Origin of the sequence: Priestia sp. YIM B13551, from assembly GCF_042787905.1 — a bacterium.
Lineage (GTDB): Bacteria > Bacillota > Bacilli > Bacillales > Bacillaceae_H > Priestia.
Map to the genome: position 1 here is coordinate 450,063 of NZ_JBHZOX010000003.1, position 17,922 is coordinate 467,984.

Genomic DNA, 17,922 nt, shown 5'->3' on the forward strand with positions numbered 1-17,922 from the left:
CGTAAAATGATATGTTTCTACTTTACTCGCAAACGTGCTAAAAGGGAAATAAAACGGCTAGTTTCTCTAGGGAAAGGGAAGCTGGGAGATCTACATAATATTAATGTTAACAGACCTGACACATTCATTGACCAGCTTATTCCAAATTTTATATTCTAAACAGATATAAGAAATGAGGAGATGGTTGAATGAAAGATACGTGGAACGCATTTGTAGACAGTGATCTTTACGTACCTCCAACGGGAACGGGAATGTTAAATAACTTGAGTTTTGCGTTAAAAGACGTATTTGATGTACAAGGACATATATCAAGTGCAGGAAATCCGGATTGGCTCGCCACGCACCAGCCTGCAAGCGAACATGCAGACGTAGTAGCTGCTCTTTTAAAAGAAGGAGCTGTACTGAAGGGAGTTACGCACACCGACGAGCTTATGTACGGACTAAATGGTGAAAATGCACATTACGGAACACCTATAAATCCAAAAAGCGCAGATCGAATTCCGGGAGGATCTTCGAGCGGATCAGCGGTTGCTGTGGCAGCGGGAATAACTGATTTTGCAATTGGAACAGATACGGGAGGATCGGTTCGAATTCCTTCAAGCTACTGCGGTATTTTTGGGTATCGTCCTTCTCACGGACGCATTTCTACAAACGGTCTGATTCCACTTGCTCCAAGCTTTGATACAGTTGGTGTAATGGCTAGAGACGGCCAAACTCTGCAAAAAGTAGGAGCGGTTTTATTGAATTCAACGTCGCGTGCTAGTGGATTTACACGGCTGTATGTACCAACAGATGTGATGGAACTTGTGGATGAACAAAGCATGCGAGCTCTTGCGCCGTCTATCAACCACGTAATGGAGTCTTTCTCTACTATAGAAGAGATAGCGATTGCTCCTCAGGGTTTTTCTACATATATGGAAACCTTCCGTCTGCTGCAAGGAAAAGAAATCTGGCAAACGCACGGAGAGTGGATTCAAAAAGAAAATCCAACGTTTGGAGAAGACATCGGAAGCCGCTTTCAATGGGCCAGCACTCTTACATTATTAAATATGAATTATATAGAAGAAAAGCGTCGTGAACTTCGCTATTTTATGTACTCACAGCTTGGGGAAGAAGGAATATTAGTACTTCCTACAGCTCCAGGACCAGCGCCTGTAAAAGATGCAAAAGGGCTGGAGTTAGAAAACAGAAGATTGCGAACACTTCAAATGACGTGTATTGCCGGCCTAAGCGGTCTTCCTCAAGTTACGATACCTGCAGGAGAACTAGACGGTTTGCCAATCGGTTTATCTTTTATTGCAGGATACAACCAAGATGAAAAATTATTAAATTGGGTAAAAGAAAACAGCGATCGTATCATTCAAGCATCGGTAAGGAGCGTATCATGAAGTTAGTAAATATAATAGAGCAAGGGAAAGAACAAGCAGCCATTTTAGACAATGACAGCATTCTGCTTATAGAAGATATCAATACTAAATATTTAACAAACTGGTCTACAACAATTTGGGATCTTATTCAATATAAAGAACTTCGCCACCTTGAAACATGGTATGCCCATAATAAATTTGGTATGAACAGCTCTTTTCCCTTACTGCACTTGCAGGGCAGAAAAACAGCTCCTATCATTAGTAATCCGTCGAAATTATTAGGCATTGGGTTTAATTATGCGGCTTCTGAAGAAAAACTAAAAGACTACGACCGTGCCATTGATCCAGTTAGTTTTTTAAAACCCGCGACCGCCATTATTGGACCAGATGACAGCATTCGTATTCCAAAGCAGTCCTACAAAACAACGGCTGAAGCAGAACTAGCGGTGGTAATCGGCGAAACGTGTAAGGATATAGAGCCAGATGAAGCCATAAACGTAATTGCTGGTTATACGTCAGCAATTGACGTAACCGCAGCTGATATTCATGCGGCGAATCATCGCTACTTAATGCGAGCGAAAAGCTTTGATACATTTTGCAGTATAGGCTCAGAATTTATCACAAAAGAAAGTATATCAAACGTGAAATCACTTCAAGTGCGCACATTGCTAAACGGAAACGTACAGCATGAAAATAAAGTGTCTAATATGATTTACGACATCGCATACTGTGTTTCATTTTTCTCAAAAGTCATGACGCTGCATCCAGGTGATATCATCCTCACCGGAACGCCGGGACCGGCTGTTATTGAAGACGGGGACTGTATTGAATGTCAGATTGAAGGGATGCTTCCATTAAAAAATAAAGTAAAAGATATGAAGAAAGTGCCTCAGCAAATCTAAGAAGAAAACCCGTTGCTTACACGCGCGGGTTTTTAAGTAGAAACGAATATCTTCACACTCAGTTCACAATTAGTAGATATACTAATTAAAAGATAGCATTTGCGTTATCATATACTGAAAAATGAAATATTTACAAATGGAAAAGAAACGGGTACGATATCTGTAGCGACACTTAATAAAAAGGAGCTGACTGACAGTATGATTTTAGTCATCGGAGGAGCAGGCTATATCGGAAGCCACCTAGTAAAAGAATTAGTGAAAACAAATGAAGTTGTGGTACTTGATAATCTATCAACGGGTCATCGCTGGGCAATCGATGAGAAAGCGGTATTCGTAGAAGGAAATCTAGGTAATGAGAAAGATTTAGAAAGCGTATTCACAAATCATAAAATTGATGCTGTCATGCATTTTGCTGCTAATAGTTTAGTAGGGGAGTCAGTAACAGATCCTCTTAAATATTATCAAAACAACGTAGCTGCGACGTTAACCCTTTTACAAACGATGATGAAGCACAATGTGAAAAAGTTTATTTTTTCATCTACTGCTGCTACATATGGGATTCCTTCTGTAGATATCATTACAGAAGATACGGCAACAAATCCAATTAATCCGTACGGACGTTCAAAGTTAATGATTGAACAGATTTTAGCTGACTTTGCAAGTGCTTACGATATGGAATATGTGGTGCTTCGTTACTTCAACGCAGCGGGTGCTTACGAAACAGCAGAAATTGGCGAGTGCCATGATCCTGAAACGCACTTAATTCCAATCATTCTTCAGCACCTGCTTGGTGAACGTGAAAACATCTCTGTATTCGGCTCAGACTACGATACTGAAGACGGAACGTGCATCCGTGACTACATTCACGTAACGGACCTAGCAAATGCTCATATCTCAGCGCTTCAAGCCCTGTTAGATGGCACGAAGAAAACAGCAACGTACAATCTTGGAAACGGCCTTGGCTACTCTGTAAAAGAAGTGATCGAAACGTGTGAAAAAGTAACGGGTAAAAAAGCGAATGTCGTTATGGCAGACCGTCGCGCTGGAGATCCGGCACGCCTAGTTGCATCTTCTGATAAAATTCACGCAGAATTAGGCTGGAAAGCGCAAATTTCATTAGAAAAAATCATCGCATCAGCTTGGAACTGGCATCAAAACAGCGCAAAAGTAACAAAGTAACAAAAAAGCCTCTTTTTTCTTTGAAAGAGGCTTTTTTGTTACGATTAAACTGATTTATGTTCTAAATAATCATTTTGAAAAGCCAGCGGTTTAGCCCATGGACAAGGCTTCTCCTTTTCGGACATTTTCCCTAAACAAGCACGACTTTTGTTCTTTTCCATATGATGTAGGTAAATATACCATTCACAACTATCCCCGTTTATAAAATAGTCCGCAAGGAGGTTATGATATGTATTACTGTGTAAGATGCTCCAAATTTCATGACGAACAGGAAAAAGAAAACATCTTTCAAAATGGTTTTTACATTGATCCCTATTTGCTTCAAAAAGTTCATCTGGGCATGTGCGTACACAAATCCCCGTCAATCAAACAAATGAGAGCCGTAGAACGATTCGAAACGAAAAAGGTGTAGAATTCACATTCACCAATAAGAAGCTAGATCTAATCAGGTCTAGTTTTTTCAGTAAATAACAGCTTTCTTCAGCTATCTTTCATGTAATATTAAGAGAAATTTAAGACAAGCCCGCTATACTAGTTAGTAGACGTATACATAGGATATGGTACGTTAAGAAATTGAAACAGCAGTCCGTTTTATAAACTAGAAAGGATGGCGTCAAATGATTTCTGAAAAACGATCTCTTTTGTTGAAAGAACAAGCAAAGCTTCTCGCATTAAAAGAATATAAAGGCATTGTCAAATCCATATCGCTGAGTAAAATACTCACTCTTCCTATTTATATAGTAGACATCCTTACGTTAAACGGAGAAGAGCATAAAGTAAAAATTAACGCCCAAACCGGCAGTATTTTGAAAGAAAAAACGATTCCTTTAACCAAAAGCCGTGCAAAAGCATACGCGTTAAGACAGCATAAAGGCATTATTGAATCGGTTGTTCTTGCTAACAAACAATACGAAATTGTGATTCTTGGACTTGATGGAAAAACCCACAGCGTGAAGATTGACGCTGAAATTGATGTGCTGGCGCAAGAAGAGCGAACCGTTCAGTAAACGTCTTATATTATGTAATCAACCTCACTTTTTTGAAAGTGGGGTTTTCTTTAGGGGAGAAACCACTAATAATAGAGATTATTAATTAATCATTCGAATTTTTTTGTTGTTATGGTAAACGTAAATTTCATGTATATAAATGCTTCTAGCTATTAATTGGAGGGCAAGGCGAAGACTCCTGGGGGAAAAGCGGAACAGGTGAGACCCCGCAGGAGCATAAGCGACGAGGAGGCTCAGCGGCCGCCCGCGGAAAGCGAAGCCATGCACGGAAATCAACCGCGGTGTCGTCACAAGCAATCTATACTAGTTCCTTTATCCAATTTGTTCGTCTTTAGATGGGGTTGAGTTACTTATGTCTCAATCTCTTTTTTGAAACATCCTTTACAGCCTATCTATCCAAAAGCATAAAAGTCTCTAAAACACTTCTTTGTTGCTATCATAAGCCCCCGGCAAGTCTCAAAATACCTAAATTGTCTAATGGAATATCTTCCTTTTAATGGACAACTAGCTGTTTTTAGGATATATTTTTATAAGTTTAGGTTATGGAAGAAATAGTATATTGAAAACGAAAGGTGATTAAACGAAAGAATGGATGCTCATGTTTTAAAGGAACTGACGTATGAAGACTTTCAGTTTGTATATCAGCCTATTTATGCGTTGAATTCGTGGGAGACGCTGGGCTTTGAGGCTTTGCTGCGCACGGCTTTCGCAAAAGGGCAAATTGAAGAGTTGTTTTCACTGGCAAGACGCCATAATTATTTGTACAAGCTTGATACGATGGCAATTGAAGGAGCGATCAAGCACTTTCCGTTTGATGTGTTGAAATCAGAGGATGTATTTATCAATGTGTTTCCATCTACTCTTCTCCATCCCCATTTTCAACTGTTTTTAACGTATCTGTTGAACACCTATAAAAACGCCAAGCATCGCATTGTATGGGAGTTAAATGAAACGCTTCATGAAAAGATTTTATGGGAATCGCCTGCTCTTTTTGCCCGAGTAATGAGTTTGAAAGAGGCCGGTTTCAAAATTGCGATTGATGATTTTGGAGCAGGGGCTGCAGCGATGAGACAAGTGAGCATGTACGAACCTCACTATATGAAGCTGGATCGAAGCTATGCTGAAGGGCTAGCTGACTGCAAGCAAAAGAAAGATCTGATTGATTTGCTTGTTAACTATTATCCGCATACGAATCTCATTTTAGAAGGCGTTGAACGAGATAAAGATTTAGCCGCAGCGATTTCGTTAAACCTACATGCTGCTCAGGGCTATTTGCTGGGCATGCCGCAGTCGATCTCTTCCTACTTAACTTATAATAAGTACCGCAGTTTATTCAGACGAGAAAGGCTGCTGAACTCTTAAACCATACACTTCACTAAATAGATAATTTATCGTAATATAGGAATAAGTAATTAGACCTATATGCAACGCAGATGTCTTGAATTTTTATAAAATTATGTGATTTTATGCGATTGTTAAAATATTTTAAGGGATAAAGAAGACATGTTGGTTTGGAGTAATGAGTGAATTGCATATCAAAACAAGACGTTTAGTGAAATTCCAAAGGCAGATGGAGGATATTTAGTATGTATAGTGAAGGGGTATTCCAATTTTATTTTATGAATATGCCGCAGCCTGTGATTTTAATTCAGCAAGAAAAACATCAGCTATATTATAAAGAAAGTAACAAAGCAGCTCAGCAATTCTTTGACAAAATGGAAGACAAGATAATCAATAAAGAAGAAAATCTGCTTTTTTACACACTTTGTGAAAAAGCTATTGCCACGAAAGAACCAATTCAATATCAATACATACAGCTTTTCCAGCCCGACCGGCATGCATATGAAGTAACATTTACCCCTCTTTTTAATCAAGCGACAACCCCTTCACATGTCCTTGTCATGGCTCAAGAAATTCATTGTAAAAAAACGCAGGAAGAGAGCACGCGTTTACTCGATGCGTTTCTAGAAAACACGGTAGATGCCATTCTAATTGCTGATTGTGATGAGAAGGTCTTAACAGTCAATGGAGCATTTGAAAAGCTATTTCAGTGGAGAAAAGAAGAAGTTATAGGAAAAAGCCGTCAAGAGATGAACATCGTGTCAAAGAAAGAGGAAAAAGAAAACCTTAAATTAATAGAAGAATTAAAAAGTGGTAAGACGCTGCCTCCTTATGAAACAGTCAGGTACACAAAAAGCGGCGAAAGCGTGTGTGTATCTGTCAGCTGTTCACCGATTTATGACTATCAAAATCAACTGGTCGCCTATTCGGTGATTTACCGAGATATCACAGCTATTAAAAAATTAGAATGGGAGCTCATAAAAAGCAAACAGTGGTACAAATCGCTATTTACAAACCACCACCACGCGGTTTGTATGCTGAATTTGGAAGGCACGATTTTAAATGTCAACAGTGCATTCTTAGAAACGCTGCAGCTTTCTGCAAGCGATGTGCTGCATCAAAATTACCGAGATATTGCTAAAAGACTGGGAGCCTGTAATTACAAACGCTGGAATGTATATGAAGAAATCAGCTATAGCACAGAGCTAACGCTCAGCAGAAATCAAGATTCCACCCAGCACGTGTATATTACAACGATTCCTGTTAAAGTAAATAATCAAACGGTTGGCGTCTATGCCATCTTACACGATATTACGCCTCAAAAAGAAGCAGAAGAACAGCTGGCTTATACGCTGAAAGAACTTGAAAATATAAAATATGCGCTCGATGAATCAGCTAGCGTTATGATTATAAATGCAAGTGGAACTATTACCTATGTAAATGATATGTATGTACAGTATTCAGGTTATGAAAAAGAAGATTTATTGGGGAAGTATTATCGAGATGCAGGGCTTCATCATAACCACGATGAGCTGCTTGAAACAATAAAAAGCGGAAAGGTATGGCGAGGGCAGCTTGAAATGGGGACGAAGCATCATCAGTCATACTGGGTATCGAAAACCATTGTGCCCCTAAAAGATATAGACGGAAATATTACTCATTATGTATCTATTCATAATGATATTACTGAACAAAAAGCGCTAGAAAATAAACTTCATTTTGAAGCCACTCACGATAGTTTAACAGGTCTTCCCAATCGGGCGATGCTGTTAAAAGAGTTAAACAAAGTAATTGAAAAAGGGCAGCGGAAAAGCGATGAGTTTTTTGCGCTTTTGTTTCTCGACTGTGATAATTTTAAACAGATTAACGATGAATATGGCCATCATATAGGCGACGAATTTCTAAAAGCATACACGAAGAGATTAAAAAGCTGTGTACGGAAAGGCGATCGCATTTATCGTTTGGGCGGAGACGAGTTTATCATTATTTTAAACGTAACAAATGGGAGGGAAATTGAACAAATTGCTAGGCGGATTCATGTATCTCTTCAGCAAAGCTGGAATGTACGGGGCTATTGTTTGCGCACAACAACTACCATTGGCGTATCTATTTATCCAGAGGACGGGGAATCGGCTGCTTTATTATTAAAAAATGCAGATGATGCGTTATACAAAGGGAAAAGAGAAGGGAAAAATAATTATATCCTCTATCAAACGTAAAAAAGCCTCACTGGAGGCTTTTTTATTTTATCCATGTTTTTGCCCACTTACTGACGGGCCCTAAGATCATACCAAGCTCTGATCCTTTTTTGGTTAAGATATATTCAATGCGAACGGGACGTTCAGGAATAACGTGCCGGATCACAATTCCTTCTTCTTCTAACTCTTTCATTCGTTCGGTTAACATTCGTTTACTTAAAGAGGGAATGCTGCTGTGAATTTCACTAAAGCGTTTAGGACCGCTCATCAGGACATAAATAATTAACCCGTTCCATCTTTTTCCTATTATATCAAACGTTTTCCACACTTTTGGACATAACTCATCAAATTCATTCATTGATGTCACCTACTTTATCGTATATAGGATATTAAAAGTAACTCTTATAATGTTATTATATACTAGCATTTGGATAATGAAAAGGCTATCTTTTTTTATTTTCAAAACTTTCAGTAGCTTGGAAACGCTGTATTGTAAAGTTTTTAAAAAAAGTCACAGAATCGACATATTATTATTGACGTATCAAGAAAAAAGGTCTAAGATTGGTTACATAAAGTTACCTAGTTAAATAAAAGGTACTTTAAATTTACAATTACATCAAGAGTTTGAGAAAGAAGGTTAGTATCAAATGGATATCCTTTTGGCTATTCTTCCTGCGATTTTCTGGGGAAGTATTGTCCTGTTCAACGTTAAATTGGGCGGAGGTCCTTACAGTCAAACGCTTGGGACTACAATTGGTGCGCTGATCTTTTCAGCCGTTATTTACTTCGTAGTTCATCCAGTGTTGACGCCGCTTATTTTTATTGTCGGAATCGTTTCAGGATTATTTTGGGCAGTTGGGCAAAGTAATCAGTTGAAAACGATTGATTATATTGGTGTTTCAAAAACCATGCCAATTTCAACTGGTATGCAGCTTGTGACGACATCATTGTTTGGTGTTATCGTATTTCACGAGTGGTCAACAACAACAACCGTTATTTTAGGCGTGTTAGCTCTTATCTTTATTGTTATTGGTATTGTGTTAACATCACTAGAAAGCGAAAAAAACCCAGAGCAATCTGGACAATTCAAAAAAGGGATTATTACCCTTATTATTTCAACAATTGGATACTTAGTGTATGTAGTTGTCGCTCGTTTATTTAATGTAGACGGATGGTCGGCGCTATTCCCACAAGCTATTGGTATGTTAATTGGGGGACTTATACTTACTTATAAACACAAACCGTTTAATAAATACGCAATTCGCAACATTATTCCAGGGCTGATTTGGGCAGCTGGCAATATGTTCTTATTTATTTCTCAACCTAAAGTAGGGGTTGCAACAAGCTTCTCATTATCACAAATGGGAATTGTTATTTCAACGCTTGGCGGTATCTTCTTATTAGGAGAAAAGAAAACAAAGCGTCAGCTTATTTCGATTACGATTGGTATTGTGCTCATCATTTTAGGTGGCGTATTCCTCGGAATGGCTAAAAGTTAACGTTTACGTAAAAGTTAATGATAGTATGTATGAATAAATGAAAACACTAGGAGGATTTTATTATGTATACAGATTTAAAAGATAAAGTAGTTGTAATTACAGGTGGATCAACAGGTTTAGGACGCGCTATGGCTGTTCGTTTCGGTCAAGAAGAAGCAAAAGTTGTTATTAACTATTACAACAATGAAGAAGAAGCTTTAGATGCGAAAAAAGAAGTAGAAGAAGCAGGCGGACAAGCAATCATCGTTCAAGGCGACGTAACAAAAGAAGAAGACGTTGTAAATCTTGTTCAAACAGCTATTAAAGAATTCGGTACATTAGACGTTATGATTAACAACGCTGGTGTTGAAAACCCAGTTCCTTCTCATGAGCTATCTTTAGACAACTGGAACAAAGTTATTGATACAAACTTAACAGGTGCATTCTTAGGAAGCCGTGAAGCAATTAAATATTTCGTTGAAAACGACATTAAAGGAAACGTTATTAACATGTCTAGCGTTCACGAAATGATTCCTTGGCCATTATTTGTTCACTACGCAGCAAGTAAAGGCGGTATGAAACTAATGACGGAAACATTAGCTCTTGAATATGCGCCAAAAGGTATCCGCGTAAATAACATTGGACCAGGTGCGATGAACACACCAATTAACGCAGAGAAATTTGCAGATCCTGTACAACGTGCAGACGTAGAAAGCATGATTCCAATGGGTTACATCGGTAAACCAGAAGAAGTAGCAGCAGTTGCAGCATTCTTAGCATCATCACAAGCAAGCTATGTAACAGGTATTACATTATTTGCGGATGGCGGTATGACAAAATATCCTTCTTTCCAAGCAGGAAGAGGCTAATAGTTTTTAATCGATGTAGAAAAAAGAGACATGGCAAAATTGCCATGTCTTTTTTCTATACCTAAGAGAATTTCACCCCCCCTTTCTGGGGTGGTGAAATTCTCCTAGGTAAAACCTTTTAAAAGCTTTTTGTACTTCCCTTATAAGTTTTATTGTATTAGCCAGCCATTTTTTTGTTAGAAGAAGGCTGGTTTTTGTCTTTTAGTTTGCTAAAGATAAAGGCTAGCACTGAGCCTGAGATGTTGTGCCAGACGCTGAAGATGGCGCTTGGGACAGCGGCTAGTGGCGAAAAGTGAGTGGAAGCGATAGTGACGCCGAGCCCTGAGTTTTGCATGCCAACTTCCATTGCCACTGCTTTTTGTTTGGCTAGATCCATTCCGCATAAGCGGGCAAAGAAGAAGCCGATTGTGAAACCAAGAATGTTGTGAAGAACAACTACGGCAAAAATGATACCGCCTGTTTTAGCAAGCTGTGCTTGGCTTCCTGCCACAACGGCGGATACAATCAAGACAATCGCGACTACTGAAACAAGGGGAAGGGCTTTGGAACTTGCTTCTGCAGCTTTTCCAAAAAACTTTTTGATCGTAAATCCAAGAGCAAGCGGAATGATGACAACTTGTATAATGGAAATAATAAGAGACATGATATCAATATCGACCCACTTGCTTGCAAATAATAAAATAAGAAGCGGTGTAACAATCGGTGCTAAAATGGTTGAAACAGAAGCGATAGCAACTGCGAGCGCAACGTTTCCTCGAGCCAAAAAGACCATTACGTTTGATGATGTGCCGCTTGGACAGCAGCCTACTAAAATAACGCCCACTGCTATTTCTTTTGGTAAATCTAAGCCAATCGCCAAACCGAATGCAAGAAGCGGCATAATGATAAAATGTCCCACCACGCCTAGTGCTACTTCTTTCGGTCTTCGAAATACTTCACTGAAATCAGACGCTGACAGCGTTAATCCCATTCCAAACATGACAATTCCTAAGAGCGGAACGATGTACTTTCCAATCCATACAAAGTGCTCTGGGAATGAGTAGGCAATAACGGAAATTAAAATAACCCAAAGCGTAAACGTTTTTCCTGCAAATGTACTGATTTTCTCTATTGTTTTCATCTGTACGATACCTCCTGCGAACTATAAGAAGAAATTATACTATTTATTCAGAAAAATGAAAACAGTATTTTTGTAAAATAGTACAGAATATTTTATCTTTTGGAGATTATTTCAGTTTAAATGCAAGCATTCCTTCATTGAATACACAGAATATGTGGTAATATAAAGAAGTTAGTTTTAGAAAGTCGGAGGAGTTTAGTCATGAAATTTATCTATATTTTGTCTGTCCTTCCGTTCGTAGGCATATTAGGTTTTCTCCCTTTTGTTAATCGAGTGACTCCATTTGTTCTCGGTATGCCGTTCAATATGTTTTGGATGGTGATATGGGTGGTGCTTACGTCCATTATTTTAGGGGTTATGTACAAGCTTGATCCCAGAAATCGGGAAGGGGAAGAAGAATGAATAGTGCACTTATTATTATTTTACTATTTTTAGTGGCAGCTATTTTTCTTGGCATACGATCAACCAAAGGCAAGGATATGAACTTGGAGCAGTGGACGGTAGGCGGACGCGGTTTCGGGGCTGTTTTAGTGTTTGTGCTGATGGCCGGAGAAATCTATACAACGTTTTCGTTTCTAGGCGGAAGCGGATGGGCTTATGGAAAAGGAGCTCCTGCACTTTATGTCTTAATTTATATTAGCTTATCATATGTCTTATCATACTGGCTTCTTCCTGTTATTTGGAAGTATGCAAGAGATCATAAGCTCGTTTCGCAGCCTGATTTTTTTGTAAGCAAATATAAAAGCCCTTATCTTGGTGTGCTTGTAGCTGCTGTAGGAGTGATTGCTGTCATTCCTGTTATTGTTGTGCAGTTAAAAGGATTGGGGATTATTGTATCACAGGCATCATACGGCGCCATTTCAATGCCGGCAGCCATTTGGATGGGAGCTATCAGTTTAACGCTGTATGTTATGATATCCGGTATCCATGGTTCTGCGTGGACGGCCGTTATTAAAGACATTATGATGCTTGCTGTGATTGGATTTTTAGGCATTTATTTACCTTTTCATTATTACGGAGGATACGGTCCGATGTTTGAAGCGGTGAATACAGCGAAGCCAGGGTTTTTAAAGTTTCCTGAGCAAGGATTAAGCGTCACGTGGTTTATTTCGACCGTTATTTTACTAGTACTTGGTTTTTATATGTGGCCGCAGGTGTTTAGTTCAAGCTATACAGCGAAAAATGCAAAGGTATTTCGTAAAAATGCAATCATTAGTCCTCTTTATACGCTGATGCTGCTCTTTGTATTTTTTGTTGGATTTGCAGCTATTTTAAAAGTTCCTGGTTTAAGCGGAGGAGACGTGGATCTTGCGCTATTACGGATCTCAATCCAAACCTTTGATCCTTGGTTTATTGGAATTATAGGAGGAGCGGGTTTACTGACAGCGCTTGTGCCGGGGTCGATGCTGTTAATGAGTGCGTCAACGCTGCTGGCTAAAAACATATACAAACCGTTTGCGCCTCAAGCAAGCGAAGCGCGTATTGCTCGTTTAGCGAAAAGTTTTGTACCGGTTGTGGCTCTCATTTCCGTTTACTTTACGCTAAACGGAGGAACGACGCTGTCAACAATTATTTTAATGGGCTATAGTCTAATGACACAGCTGTTTCCATCTCTGCTTTTCAGCTTGAAGAAAAATAACTTTGTAACGAAACAAGGAGCAGCGTGGGGGATTGTTGCTGGAATTATTGTAGTAGCCTATATTACAATCAGCGGATCTACTATTGGTACGTTATTTCCATCACTGCCTCAGCAAATGAAAGATATCAACGTCGGATTTATTGCGCTGCTTGTCAACTTTATAGTAATGTGGGCAGTCAGTATGCTCACGAAGAAAAACAGCGTTTCTGCATAAGAAGCGCTGTTTTTTTGATCAAACAGCAAAGAGCCAAAGGAATATAATTATCCTTGGGCTCTTTATGTGGCTTTTAACCGATAATTTGCAAAATGTCCTACATCAACTGATTTACGCTAAAGCGGGAACTCGGTCGTTATAGTAAATAACTTCCGATAGGATCTTACACCCTTTAATCTCCTGAAATGTCTTTTTCGCCTCTACCTCTGATTCAAATTCAAACATAGTCGGACTTTGGTTTTTCGAGTAAACGGTAATGATCCACATTGTAAAATAAGCTCCCCCTATAAAATAATAGTTTTCCTTTTTAGTGTAGCTATCAGGTGATGTAATAATAATTGAATAGTTGTGATACAGCCTCACATTTTAAAAGGTACTTCTACTATACAACAAAAATTACAAAATAAAACAAGAAAATCTAAAAAACTACAGAGAATAATGAAAGAGAATAAATAACCGTTTATATATGGGCTATATTTATAAATGGAAGTAGGAATGCAAAAAAATATGGGGAAGAGCGATTGTCTTTTAGATTGCTAAACTATATACTTATGTTCAAAAAGTGCAGGAAGTGAACGATGAAAGTTGATACGGTAGTAAAAAAAGATGTTTTACTCATTCTGGTGATGATAGTCGTTGTGCCGCTAGCAGGAGAGCTTAAATATTATCCTTTTCATGATACGTATAGAGTTAGCTTTGCTGTGCCCATTTTTTTCTTTTCACTGCTGCTTTTAAGAAGAGTTTCTCCTGTTATACCAGGTATTTTAGTTGCTGGTGCTATAGTGGGTTTTCGGATGTGGCTTGATTGGTATAGCTACGAATCATTTGATTTTATTCATTCGTTGCAGATCAGGTGTTCAGCAGGGGTCTATTATCTCGTTTATGCAATTTCTTTTTCGTGGTTTAAAATTAACGATTTTCATTCAAAGCCGTGGATTATTGGCATATGGAGTATCATCATCGAAACGGTTTCAGGCGGAATGGAATTGTTTTTTATGTATGTGATGGTTCATCATCACATTGTGTTTCCGGAGTTCATGCAAATTTTTATTGTAGGCGTCTTTCGAAGTTTCTTTGTTTTATGTCTGTTTAGCATGATCAAACTTTACGAAGGGCAGCTGAGAGAACGACAAATCTCTCAAAAAAATGATCAGCTGCTTGTTGTGCTTTCAAATTTATATGAGGAATCCATTCATTTGAAAAAAACGCTGCAGGACGCTGAGAGAATTACGAAAAAGTCGTATGATTTATATGAAGAATTACACGAAGCGAATATAGAGCAGCTTACTTCGCTGCACGAATTTAGCCAAAAAGCATTACAAATTGCAGGAGAAGTACATGATATTAAAAAAGACAATCAGCGGATATCAGCAGGACTGTCCAAGGTCATTACAAAAGAAGAATTTTCTGAGTATATGGAAATCGAAAGTCTGCTTCAAATCGTCATGCGCAGCAATGAAAAATATGCGGCAATGTTAGCAAAAGATATTCATTTTTCATATTCCATTCTAGGAGAACACTCTCGCTATCACGTGTACTTATTTTTGTCATTAATTAACAACTTAGTAACGAATGCAGTTGAAGCAATTGAAAAAGAAGGGACGATTATTATCGACGTATGCCGAGAAGAAGACCGAATCTTACTGTATGTGAGAGACAGCGGTCCCGGCGTGAAAAAAAGGCATGAACATCTCATTTTTAAAGCGGGATTTACATCCAAATACGCAAAGGACGGGACACCTTCTACGGGTCTTGGGCTTGTCTACGTTAAGCAAATGACCGAGCAGCTGGGAGGGAATATTCAGTTTATTAATCTGTCTCCAAGCCCCGGTGTTCAATTTGCTATAGATTTACCTATTTCTACGTTAATGGGGGATAAGGACTAATATGCGATTTTATATTATAGATGATGACGAAGTCTTTCGTTCAATGTTAGCTGAAATCATTGAAGATAATGATCTAGGGGAGGTTATAGGAGAAGCAGAAGACGGGATTGTGTTAAACGATCAGTTTTCTCTATTGCAACAGATCGATATTTTATTTATCGATTTGTTAATGCCCATTCAAGATGGAATCGAAACCGTGCGCAAAATAAAGGATAGTTTTAAAGGGAAAATTATTATGATGTCACAAGTAGAAACGAAAGATTTGATTGGAAAAGCCTACTCTCTTGGCATTGAATACTATATTACAAAACCGCTCAATCGTATGGAAGTGCTCATGGTCATTCAAAAAGTAATTGAACGAATTCATGTTCAACAATCAATGGAGAAAATTCAAGAATCGTTAAATACCGTACTTAATGTAGGAAATCAGCAAAAAACGCCTTCTTTTGGTAAAAAAGAAAGCGATCCGGCAGAAGCGTGCAGGTTTCTTTTAAGAGAACTTGGTATTTTAGGAGAAAGCGGAAGTAAAGATTTGATTGAAATCATCAATTACTTGCATCAAACGGAAAAAAGCACGATGTATGAACAGCATTTTCCGTCTCTCAAAGAAATATTTGAGAAAATTACTGTGAGAAAGCTTGGTTCATCTTTTTCAGAAGACGTGTTGCAAAAAGAAATGAAAGCAGCCGAGCAGCGAGTAAGAAGAGCCATTTATCAGTCTTTAAATCATTTGACCTCTCTTGGTATGGTTGACTTCTTTAATCCTAAATTTGAAAATTATGCTTCTAAGTTTTTCGATTTTTCAATGGTGCATCAGCGCATGAGAGATATAGAAAAAGGGACGGGAAAAAGCAGTACTCCGAGTCGTATAAACGTAAAAAAATTTATCCAAATGCTCTATTATGAAGTCAAACAAACGCTGTAGTAAAAAAACTACAGCGTTTTCATTTTGTAATTTTCTAAAAACTTTTTGTTAGTTTCAGTAGGTTTTTGTTAGATTTTGTGATGCCTGTGATAATGTAATCTTATGAATAAAAGAACTACTTAATAAACAGTTCTTAATGGAATTGTATCTGTTGAATACATTAAGTGCAAATAAACAGCTTCAAGCTGTTAGAAAAAAGAAGGAAGGTGCAAAGATATGTTCAAAAAGCTTGGATTAGCAGGACAAATTCTAATTGGTTTGATTGCAGGTATTATTGTAGGGGCTATTTTTTACGGAAATCCTAAAGCAGTTGAGGTGCTCCAGCCAATTGGAGACGTATTCATTCATTTAATTAAAATGATCGTGGTGCCGATTGTTATATCTAGTATCATTGTGGGCGTTGCGGGTGTTGGTGATATTAAGAAGCTTGGTAAATTAGGCGGAAAAACAATTCTTTACTTTGAAATCATTACAACGGTTGCCATTGTTGTAGGCTTATTAGCAGCTAACTTGCTTCACCCTGGTACTGGTGTGGACCGCAGCGGTCTTGAAAAATCAGATATCAGCAGCTACACATCAACGGCAGAAGCTACAGAGCAAAAAGGATTTGTAGAAACATTTGTTCACATCGTTCCAACGAATGTATTTGAGTCAATTGCTGCAGGCGATATGCTGCCAATTATTTTCTTCTCGGTCCTATTTGGACTTGGAATTGCATCAATCGGCGAAAAAGGCAAGCCGGTTTTAAGATTCTTTGAAGGCACGGCAGAAGCGATGTTTTGGGTAACGAATTTAGTTATGAAGTTTGCACCGTTTGGCGTATTTGCATTAATCGGTGTAACCGTATCAAAATTTGGACTAGCGTCTCTGATTCCGCTTAGTAAGCTTGTAATTGTTGCTTACGGCACAATGATTTTCTTTGTATTAGTTGTACTAGGACTTGTAGCTAAATGGGCAGGCGTTAACATCTTCCACTTATTAAAAGTGCTAAAAGATGAACTGCTACTGGCATTTTCAACTGCAAGTTCAGAAACAGTATTGCCGCGTATTATTGCGAAAATGGAAAAGTTCGGATGTCCTAAAGCCATTACATCTTTTGTTATTCCGACGGGATATTCGTTTAACTTAGACGGATCTACTCTTTATCAAGCGCTTGCTGCGATTTTTATCGCGCAAATGTACGGTATTGATATGAGCATCACACAGCAAATTTCACTGATATTAATTTTAATGGTTACATCTAAAGGAATTGCAGGAGTTCCGGGCGTATCGTTTGTTGTACTGCTTGCAACGCTTGGATCTGTAGGACTTCCGGTAGAAGGGCTTGCTTTTATCGCTGGAATCGACCGTTTGTTAGATATGGGACGTACAGCGGTAAACGTAATTGGAAACTCACTTGGTGCGATTGTCATTTCGAAGTGGGAAGGTCAATTTAATGATAAAGACAAGGAAGCTTATATTAACGAAGTAACAAAAAAAGTATCGTAACAACAAAGAGTCTGGGACAAAAGCATTGTAGTTGAAGAAAGATCCGAACGATTATTCGTTCGGATTTTTTTCATGGTGATGTAGATTTTATTTGTGCAGTTGCTTCTAGTTGTTGATTGGAGAACAAGGCAAAGACTCCTGCGGAAAGCGAAATCTTGTATGGAAATCAACGGCCGTGCAACAAGTGATCCATACCAGCTCATTTATCCAATTTATTCGGCTTTAGATGGAATTTATTTAGTTATGTCTCAATCTTTTTTCGTTTGAATTTGCTTTGAAAAATTGGGAATAGTAACTAAAGATAAAAAA

Annotated in this window: 17 protein-coding genes; 14 read left to right on the top strand and 3 right to left on the bottom strand. The window is 38.4% G+C overall.

Annotation, left to right across the window (positions count from 1 at the left end):
• The first annotated feature begins 188 nt into the window (after positions 1 to 188).
• The 7 genes from ACFX4N_RS19290 to ACFX4N_RS19320 all read left to right on the top strand — a co-directional run bounded on the left by ACFX4N_RS19290 (position 189) and on the right by ACFX4N_RS19320 (position 8,015).
• Positions 189 to 1,388, top strand: a complete 1,200-nt coding sequence (locus ACFX4N_RS19290) for an amidase (RefSeq protein WP_192100547.1) — start codon at positions 189 to 191, stop codon at positions 1,386 to 1,388.
• Positions 1,385 to 2,269 carry a fumarylacetoacetate hydrolase family protein gene (locus tag ACFX4N_RS19295; RefSeq protein ID WP_192100548.1) on the top strand — a complete coding sequence of 295 codons (885 nt, stop codon included), beginning with the start codon at positions 1,385 to 1,387 and terminating at the stop codon, positions 2,267 to 2,269. Before ACFX4N_RS19290 ends, ACFX4N_RS19295 begins: the two co-directional genes overlap by 4 nt.
• A 198-nt stretch (positions 2,270 to 2,467) precedes the next feature.
• Positions 2,468 to 3,448: a UDP-glucose 4-epimerase GalE gene (gene galE / locus ACFX4N_RS19300; RefSeq protein ID WP_057274435.1), complete on the top strand. Its 981-nt coding sequence runs from the start codon at positions 2,468 to 2,470 to the stop codon at positions 3,446 to 3,448.
• A gap of 229 nt (positions 3,449 to 3,677) precedes the next feature.
• On the top strand, positions 3,678 to 3,860 hold the full coding sequence (locus ACFX4N_RS19305; RefSeq protein WP_057274436.1) for a DUF3973 domain-containing protein: 183 nt from the start codon (positions 3,678 to 3,680) through the stop codon (positions 3,858 to 3,860).
• A 205-nt stretch (positions 3,861 to 4,065) separates the two neighbouring features.
• Positions 4,066 to 4,455 (top strand): PepSY domain-containing protein, encoded by a 390-nt coding sequence (locus tag ACFX4N_RS19310; RefSeq protein WP_029324945.1) that lies wholly within the window; start codon positions 4,066 to 4,068, stop codon positions 4,453 to 4,455.
• A 588-nt stretch (positions 4,456 to 5,043) separates the two neighbouring features.
• Positions 5,044 to 5,817 (top strand): EAL domain-containing protein, encoded by a 774-nt coding sequence (locus tag ACFX4N_RS19315; RefSeq protein ID WP_057274437.1) that lies wholly within the window; start codon positions 5,044 to 5,046, stop codon positions 5,815 to 5,817.
• A gap of 224 nt (positions 5,818 to 6,041) precedes the next feature.
• Positions 6,042 to 8,015 (top strand): PAS domain S-box protein, encoded by a 1,974-nt coding sequence (locus tag ACFX4N_RS19320; RefSeq protein WP_377262101.1) that lies wholly within the window; start codon positions 6,042 to 6,044, stop codon positions 8,013 to 8,015.
• A 22-nt stretch (positions 8,016 to 8,037) separates the two neighbouring features.
• On the opposite strand, the gene ACFX4N_RS19325 is transcribed toward ACFX4N_RS19320, so the two are convergent.
• The gene (locus ACFX4N_RS19325) at positions 8,038 to 8,352 is read right to left on the bottom strand and encodes a winged helix-turn-helix transcriptional regulator (protein WP_013055757.1); all 315 of its coding nucleotides are present in this window, start codon (positions 8,350 to 8,352) and stop codon (positions 8,038 to 8,040) included.
• Positions 8,353 to 8,641: 289 nt separating this feature from the next.
• Between ACFX4N_RS19325 and ACFX4N_RS19330 the strand changes: the two genes are divergently transcribed.
• Complete coding sequence (locus ACFX4N_RS19330) at positions 8,642 to 9,493, top strand: GRP family sugar transporter (RefSeq protein ID WP_014461263.1); 852 nt, start codon at positions 8,642 to 8,644, stop codon at positions 9,491 to 9,493.
• A 62-nt stretch (positions 9,494 to 9,555) separates the two neighbouring features.
• Positions 9,556 to 10,341, top strand: coding sequence for a glucose 1-dehydrogenase (gene gdh / locus ACFX4N_RS19335; protein WP_013055759.1), 786 nt, complete (start codon positions 9,556 to 9,558; stop codon positions 10,339 to 10,341).
• A gap of 157 nt (positions 10,342 to 10,498) precedes the next feature.
• On the opposite strand, the gene ACFX4N_RS19340 is transcribed toward gdh, so the two are convergent.
• Entirely contained in the window at positions 10,499 to 11,461 is a 963-nt protein-coding gene (locus ACFX4N_RS19340; RefSeq protein ID WP_013055760.1) for a bile acid:sodium symporter family protein, read from the bottom strand.
• Between the two features lie 201 nt (positions 11,462 to 11,662).
• On the opposite strand from ACFX4N_RS19340, the gene ACFX4N_RS19345 reads away from it, so the two are divergent.
• Positions 11,663 to 11,863 carry a DUF3311 domain-containing protein gene (locus ACFX4N_RS19345; RefSeq protein ID WP_013055761.1) on the top strand — a complete coding sequence of 67 codons (201 nt, stop codon included), beginning with the start codon at positions 11,663 to 11,665 and terminating at the stop codon, positions 11,861 to 11,863.
• Entirely contained in the window at positions 11,860 to 13,314 is a 1,455-nt protein-coding gene (locus ACFX4N_RS19350; RefSeq protein WP_013055762.1) for a sodium:solute symporter family protein, read from the top strand. The genes ACFX4N_RS19345 and ACFX4N_RS19350 overlap by 4 nt, the downstream gene beginning before the upstream one ends.
• A gap of 111 nt (positions 13,315 to 13,425) precedes the next feature.
• Here ACFX4N_RS19350 and ACFX4N_RS19355 read toward each other — a convergent pair whose 3' ends face one another.
• Positions 13,426 to 13,677 (bottom strand): hypothetical protein, encoded by a 252-nt coding sequence (locus ACFX4N_RS19355; protein WP_141425878.1) that lies wholly within the window; start codon positions 13,675 to 13,677, stop codon positions 13,426 to 13,428.
• A gap of 215 nt (positions 13,678 to 13,892) precedes the next feature.
• On the opposite strand from ACFX4N_RS19355, the gene ACFX4N_RS19360 reads away from it, so the two are divergent.
• The 3 genes from ACFX4N_RS19360 (at position 13,893) to ACFX4N_RS19370 (ending at position 17,613) form a co-directional block, all read left to right on the top strand.
• Complete coding sequence (locus ACFX4N_RS19360; protein ID WP_335440206.1) at positions 13,893 to 15,200, top strand: ATP-binding protein; 1,308 nt, start codon at positions 13,893 to 13,895, stop codon at positions 15,198 to 15,200.
• 1 nt (position 15,201) lies between these two features.
• A complete protein-coding gene (locus ACFX4N_RS19365) occupies positions 15,202 to 16,125 on the top strand; it encodes a response regulator (RefSeq protein ID WP_025749615.1) in 924 nt (307 codons plus the stop codon).
• 216 nt (positions 16,126 to 16,341) lie between these two features.
• Positions 16,342 to 17,613: a cation:dicarboxylate symporter family transporter gene (locus tag ACFX4N_RS19370; RefSeq protein WP_028407730.1), complete on the top strand. Its 1,272-nt coding sequence runs from the start codon at positions 16,342 to 16,344 to the stop codon at positions 17,611 to 17,613.
• The last annotated feature ends 309 nt before the right edge of the window (positions 17,614 to 17,922 follow it).

Bases quoted from the DNA above. Each gene is read 5' to 3' on its own strand.
- ACFX4N_RS19290 (WP_192100547.1), top strand. From the start codon at position 189: ATGAAAGATACGTGGAACGCATTTGTAGACAGTGATCTTTACGTACCT.
- ACFX4N_RS19295 (WP_192100548.1), top strand. From the start codon at position 1,385: ATGAAGTTAGTAAATATAATAGAGCAAGGGAAAGAACAAGCAGCCATT.
- galE (WP_057274435.1), top strand. From the start codon at position 2,468: ATGATTTTAGTCATCGGAGGAGCAGGCTATATCGGAAGCCACCTAGTA.
- ACFX4N_RS19305 (WP_057274436.1), top strand. From the start codon at position 3,678: ATGTATTACTGTGTAAGATGCTCCAAATTTCATGACGAACAGGAAAAA.
- ACFX4N_RS19310 (WP_029324945.1), top strand. From the start codon at position 4,066: ATGATTTCTGAAAAACGATCTCTTTTGTTGAAAGAACAAGCAAAGCTT.
- ACFX4N_RS19315 (WP_057274437.1), top strand. From the start codon at position 5,044: ATGGATGCTCATGTTTTAAAGGAACTGACGTATGAAGACTTTCAGTTT.
- ACFX4N_RS19320 (WP_377262101.1), top strand. From the start codon at position 6,042: ATGTATAGTGAAGGGGTATTCCAATTTTATTTTATGAATATGCCGCAG.
- ACFX4N_RS19325 (WP_013055757.1), bottom strand. From the start codon at position 8,352: ATGAATGAATTTGATGAGTTATGTCCAAAAGTGTGGAAAACGTTTGAT.
- ACFX4N_RS19330 (WP_014461263.1), top strand. From the start codon at position 8,642: ATGGATATCCTTTTGGCTATTCTTCCTGCGATTTTCTGGGGAAGTATT.
- gdh (WP_013055759.1), top strand. From the start codon at position 9,556: ATGTATACAGATTTAAAAGATAAAGTAGTTGTAATTACAGGTGGATCA.
- ACFX4N_RS19340 (WP_013055760.1), bottom strand. From the start codon at position 11,461: ATGAAAACAATAGAGAAAATCAGTACATTTGCAGGAAAAACGTTTACG.
- ACFX4N_RS19345 (WP_013055761.1), top strand. From the start codon at position 11,663: ATGAAATTTATCTATATTTTGTCTGTCCTTCCGTTCGTAGGCATATTA.
- ACFX4N_RS19350 (WP_013055762.1), top strand. From the start codon at position 11,860: ATGAATAGTGCACTTATTATTATTTTACTATTTTTAGTGGCAGCTATT.
- ACFX4N_RS19360 (WP_335440206.1), top strand. From the start codon at position 13,893: ATGAAAGTTGATACGGTAGTAAAAAAAGATGTTTTACTCATTCTGGTG.
- ACFX4N_RS19365 (WP_025749615.1), top strand. From the start codon at position 15,202: ATGCGATTTTATATTATAGATGATGACGAAGTCTTTCGTTCAATGTTA.
- ACFX4N_RS19370 (WP_028407730.1), top strand. From the start codon at position 16,342: ATGTTCAAAAAGCTTGGATTAGCAGGACAAATTCTAATTGGTTTGATT.